Source organism: Microcoleus sp. S1D4, assembly GCF_036700765.1.
Taxonomy (GTDB): domain Bacteria; phylum Cyanobacteriota; class Cyanobacteriia; order Cyanobacteriales; family Microcoleaceae; genus Microcoleus.
The window spans coordinates 32705-37994 of record NZ_JAUBPP010000037.1 but is presented as its reverse complement, the minus strand read 5'-3'; the positions used below and the strand labels follow the sequence as shown (position 1 = coordinate 37994).

At 47.6% G+C, this 5290-nt stretch carries 3 protein-coding genes; 1 reads left to right on the top strand and 2 read right to left on the bottom strand.

Annotated elements, in window-relative coordinates; genetic code table 11:
- Positions 1-167 precede the first annotated feature (167 nt).
- Both QT998_RS25790 and rnhA read right to left on the bottom strand, forming a co-directional pair.
- Complete coding sequence (locus tag QT998_RS25790; RefSeq protein ID WP_333218181.1) at positions 168-779, bottom strand: pentapeptide repeat-containing protein; 612 nt, start codon at positions 777-779, stop codon at positions 168-170.
- A 200-nt stretch (positions 780-979) separates the two neighbouring features.
- On the bottom strand, positions 980-1885 hold the full coding sequence (gene rnhA, locus QT998_RS25785) for a ribonuclease HI (protein WP_333118362.1): 906 nt from the start codon (positions 1883-1885) through the stop codon (positions 980-982).
- An 80-nt stretch (positions 1886-1965) separates the two neighbouring features.
- Between rnhA and QT998_RS25780 the strand changes: the two genes are divergently transcribed.
- The coding region (locus QT998_RS25780) for a beta strand repeat-containing protein (protein ID WP_333118359.1) at positions 1966-5290 on the top strand (3325 nt) is incomplete at its 3' end.

The window sequence follows — 5290 nt, the reverse complement described above, 5'->3', positions numbered from 1 at the left end:
TAGAGACTGCAAGGAATCTAGTTTAAGTGGTCTCGGTGAACCAAGAATCCTCGTACCTTCAGGTCGAGGAGTGTCAATTCTGCCGATACCTACAGTGGCGCGATCGCAAATATGAATCTTAATGGGAACGCGGAGCATAAATAATCTGCTCTCCCCCGCCCCTTATTTTAGTCAAGCACCGCCTCATTCAAGCAAGTTTTTCTTAAGTCACATCTACCTAAATTTGCACCTCTTAAATCGGCATTTTTCAAATTAGCATTGCTTAAATCTGCATAACTCAAATTTGCGCCTCGGAGATTAGCATTAGATAAATTAGCTCCAACTAAATTAGCCCTGACCAGTTGCGCTCCACTCAAGTTACTGCCATTCAAATTTGCTCCTGGCATCTCGGCCGATGTTAAATTGGCTTGACTTAAATTAGTGCCGCCCAAGTCAGCCAAATTCAATTTAGCATAACTCAAATCAATTTTTTCCAAGCAAACTGTACCCAATTGAGCGCATCTCAAATTGGCATTAATAAAAAATCTGTCTCCCAGAGAATAACGGCGGAGCAATTCGTCCGCTGCTAACCGAATTAAAACTGTTTCGGAAGCATTTTGGTAGCACCACGATGCCTCCAGCAAACTAGCGGCTGCTTCAATTGCTACCTTGTCGGATTTAGGAAGAACCAAACTATTGCAGCCATCCCACTCACCCTTGAGCATAAATGCCATGTCAGAAGCTGCTGCAATTGAGTCGCATAACAAAACGGTTTCTTGTTTTGGTTGCAGCCAGTTCATTAAACCTATCGAACTCTTGTTTTTCACGGTTGGTTCGGGATTTGTTCGTTTTTCTTAATTATAGATAAAAATATTTCTAATGTGTTGAAACGGTAGGAACGCGGCGCGCACCTACCGTCATAGTTCGGGGAATTAACCCTAGATATCGCAGCAGGAAAAAGGCACTTGTCAGAATCTGACTAATGGCTGATGACTGATGACTAATCTGTTGTACTTACGTGGTCGATTCTCTCTAATTGCCAGAGAATTTGGTTTCCCTCGCGCCGCACGCGAGAAACTACCCAATTTCGCCACACCCAATTATCTCCGCGACTGGTGACAGCGCTGGCATTTACATCCATCAAATCAGCCAGTTCAGAACTGGTAATCAAGTAGCCTTTGGTAGCAACCTCGTCGGCTGTGTGCAAAGTTTCTATCAGGTTGCGGAGTTCCTGAACTCTCACCTCGCGGGGCAAGTTCTCCAGGGTATCGGCAGTTGAATCCATCATGGTAGAGTTGGAGATCGGAAGGTCAGAAGATATGACATAGGATTCTATCGTTTTGTTACCAGTTGTGTCCGTTTCTTCCAAAACAATTGGGTTTTGCAAGTGTAGCGGCGATGCCCCCGTACTCGCCCCAGTCCCGCCTGCGGTTGCTTTCTGCTGTTGCAGTTTGGGAGTGAGATTGTGGGAAAAGCTGCGGGCTATTTCGTCGCACCTGTCGTTGTAGAAGTTGCCGGAGTGGCCCCGGACGTGTTCCCACTGGATTTGTCGCGAATTCAGCTTGTCTAGCAGGTGCCAGAGGTCTTGGTTGACAACTTCTTTGCCCGTCGAAGTTTTCCAGCCTTTGTTTTTCCAGCCTTGAATCCATTTGGTGATGCCGTTTTTAACGTATTCACTGTCCGTGTAAAGGGTGACTGGTTCGGTTTGACCGGAATTAGCAAAAAATTCCAGCGCAGCAACAGCAGCCTGCATTTCCATGCGGTTGTTGGTGGTTTGGGGGTCTGCTCCCCCGAGTTCGTGACAGTTGCCGTCGGCGTAGCAAACTACTGTACCCCAGCCGCCCGGGCCGGGGTTGCCGGAACAAGCGCCGTCTGTGTACAAGCTTTTGATGGTGGGAGTTGTCATGAGGGAATTAATTTTTCATTGACAGGTAACTGGTTTGCAAGTGTAATAATTGAGGAAAATAGCGATCAACTGTAGCTGCCATGAAAAACGTCAACTTAAAGATTAAAAAGGTCGGGTTATTTATTTGTCCGTTTTCTTTGTTAATTTTTAATACTTTGGCGCAAGCACAGCCAATAGTCCCGGCTGCTGACGGTACTGGGACTGCTGTTACCCGCACCGGCAACCGCTACGATATCAACGGCGGCAGTTTGTCGGGAGACGGCGCGAATCTTTTTCACAGTTTTGGCCAATTCGGCTTAAATCAAGGTCAAATTGCTAATTTTCTGACTAATTCGGCTATTCAAAATATATTAGCTCGCATTGCTGGCGGCGACGCTTCACTAATTAACGGCTTAATTACTGTCACGGGCGGCAATTCTAATCTGTTTCTGATTAATCCTGCGGGGATTGTGTTTGGGCCGCAGGCGAGTTTGAATGTGCCGGCGGCTTTCACTGCGACTACTGCGACGAATGTCGGTTTTGGTTCTAATTGGTTTAATGCTGCGGGTACAAATAATTTTAGCGCGTTAGTTGGTGCGCCCAATGCTTTTTATTTTGGGGGGACTCAACCGGGGAGTATTGTTAATGCTGGCAATTTGGCTGTGACTCCGGGGCAAAGTTTATCTTTGTTGGGCGGTACGGTTGTTAGTACGGGGCAGTTGTCGGCACCGGGAGGGCAAATTACTGTTGCTGCGGTTCCGGGGGAGAATGTTTTGCGTATCAGTCAACCGGGGCTTTTGTTGAGTTTGGAGATAGCAGCGGGCGGGAATTTGGGGAATTCTCCACAAGGTTTAAATCCTGTTTCTTTGCCGCAGTTGCTGACAGGTACGGGGCAAAATCAGGCGACTGGTGTTGTGGTTGCGGATGACGGTAGCGTGCGGCTGGTGGGTTCTGGTTTGCTGGTGAATTCTGGGGATGTGGCGATTGCTGCTGGGAATATGTCTGCGCTGGATCAATTGAATGCCGGAAGTGCGAATTTATGGGCTGCGGGAAATCTGACGTTAGCGGGGACTAGGCTGCAAACTGCGAGGGATTTGAGTTTGCTGGCCGGGGATGCGGTGCGGGTTCGAGATAGCGTGGAGAATCCGTTTTTGGCGCGGGCTGGGGGGAATTTGGAGGTGCGGGCCGATCGCGCGATCGACATTCTCACCTTAAATGCTACTGGCGGCTTGTCTCTTCCCCCGCAATTCCAAAGCGCAGGCAATTTGAGTTTAGTTAGCAACGGCACAATTTCGGGGGATTCTCACTTTGTTGCGGGAGGCAATTTTTCGGTGCGGAATTTGTCGGGAATGCCGGGAAATTTTGTGAGTTTATTTGACCCGATCATCAGTTCCGAAGGAGATGTTTTCTTTGGGGATTATACTGGTGTTTCGCTGAAAGTAGAGGCGAGGGGGAGTATTATTGGTGAGAATATTACTATTACTGGCCCGGATTTGGCATTGCCGACTGAAAATGTGAATTCCGACCCAGATATTGCGATTTTAACCAGCAGTCCGGCTTTGATTCTGCGGGCGGGAGTGGCAAATTTGGTCAATTCTGTTAATGTTTCTCCTGACAGTTTAGGTGAGGATACAAATTTCACGGCGGAACCTGTTTTTAGCAGAAATTTGATTGCTGTGGAAAATATTTTAGCAGCCGGGCCGGTGATTTTGTCGGCAACGGGAGATGTGCAAACTAGAGATATTAACGGCGGACAAATTAGCCTGGAAAGCAGGGAAGCTGGAGTAGTAGTTGGGGGCAGGTTAACGTCGAGTTCGACAATTAATATTCAAGCTGTTAACAATATTATTCTGACTAATGATATCTCTCGTGCTGATATCAACGGCAATATTAGTCTGAATTCGACTGCGGGTAATATTGTAACGGGCGCGATCGACACTGGGAATTCTGGGGCGATCGCCTTTACAGCTTTTGGCAATGTGAATTTTGGGAATTTGCAGGGTTCTCAAGTTAATATTACCAGCAACTCAGGTGCTCTGGGAGTTTTGACCGATCCGAATACAATTGTCCCGAATACAACACCCGTCAATATTACAGCCACCGAAAATCTCACTTTGGCAGCTTCGGGCGACTTAACCGTAGGGAACCTCGCGGGTGCTACTCTCAGGGCTAGCAGCAGCAGCGGAAGTGTCGCTACGGGTACGATCGCCACTACGGGAGATGTCAGAATTTTAGCAGGACAACAAATCAACACGGGGGCGATCGCTGTTAATCCTGCCACAAATCCAGTTAATCCTGCGATTCCCACAGTCAATCTGGACGCGCAAACTAATATTAATGTGGCATCGATTGATGCTGCCGCCGCCAGCATTGCTTTGAGAGCTTCTAGCGACTTAAATACTGGGAATTTGCAGGGGGCGGCAGTTGATGTTAACAGTGATGGGGGAAATATTGCGATCGGCAATACTGCGTCAACTGGAAATATCAATGTAAGAAGTGCGGGAAATGTGAATTCAGGGGATTTGCGGGGTTTGGGAGTTAATATTAACAGCCGTGCGGGGACAATTGGAGTTACCAGTGCTACCGCCACCAGCAATGTAAATTTGACAGCTTTGGGCAATATAAATTCAGGTATTTTACAGGGAAGTGATGTTTCAGTTAATAGTAATGCTGGAAGCATTCAGACTGCAAATGTTACCGCAGCTAACGGTGTGACTTTGACAGGATCTGGCGATGTCAATGCTGGAAATTTGAGGGGATTTGCGGTTGATATTAGCAGCCGTGGGAATGTGAGAATTGGGGATGTTAACGCTGGAGGAAATATTAATTTGCAAGCCGCTCAAAATGTAAATTCGGGAAATTTGCAGGGAGTTATAGTTGATTTAGTTAGCAGCAGGGGAAATGTCAGCACTGGCAATATTAATGCTTCATCAATTGTGGATATTTTAGCGGGAGGGCAGATCGGAACTGGGGAAATAGATGTTAATCTTTCGGGGCGCGGCCGCAATCCTGCAGTCAATATTAACGCTCAAAATGATATTAGCATTGTATCGGTCTATGCTCCGGGCGCTAAAGTTGATATCGCAACTCCGGGTTTGGTGCGAGTGACTGGTACTTTTGACCAAAACCGCACTGTGAGTGTCTCAACGCTTGGTGGCGATCAACCGGGTACAGTCAGGATCGCCCACGGCGGCGGGGATGTCAATCCGCCGATACCTTTTGCGGTGGGAGATGCGACGGTTAACGGGACTGCTGGGGCGATCGCCAGCAATACTTCGGGTACAATTACTCAGGGACAATCTTTCATCAATTCTTACACTCAAGGTAGTAGTGCGATCGTCACTACAAATCAACCCGGAATAACTCAACCCGGAATAACTCAACCCGGAATAACTCAACCCGGAATAACTCAACCCGGAATAACTC

Excerpts from the sequence above, each read along its gene's own strand:
- QT998_RS25790 (WP_333218181.1), bottom strand. The coding sequence starts at position 779 with ATGAACTGGCTGCAACCAAAACAAGAAACCGTTTTGTTATGCGACTCA.
- rnhA (WP_333118362.1), bottom strand. The coding sequence starts at position 1,885 with ATGACAACTCCCACCATCAAAAGCTTGTACACAGACGGCGCTTGTTCC.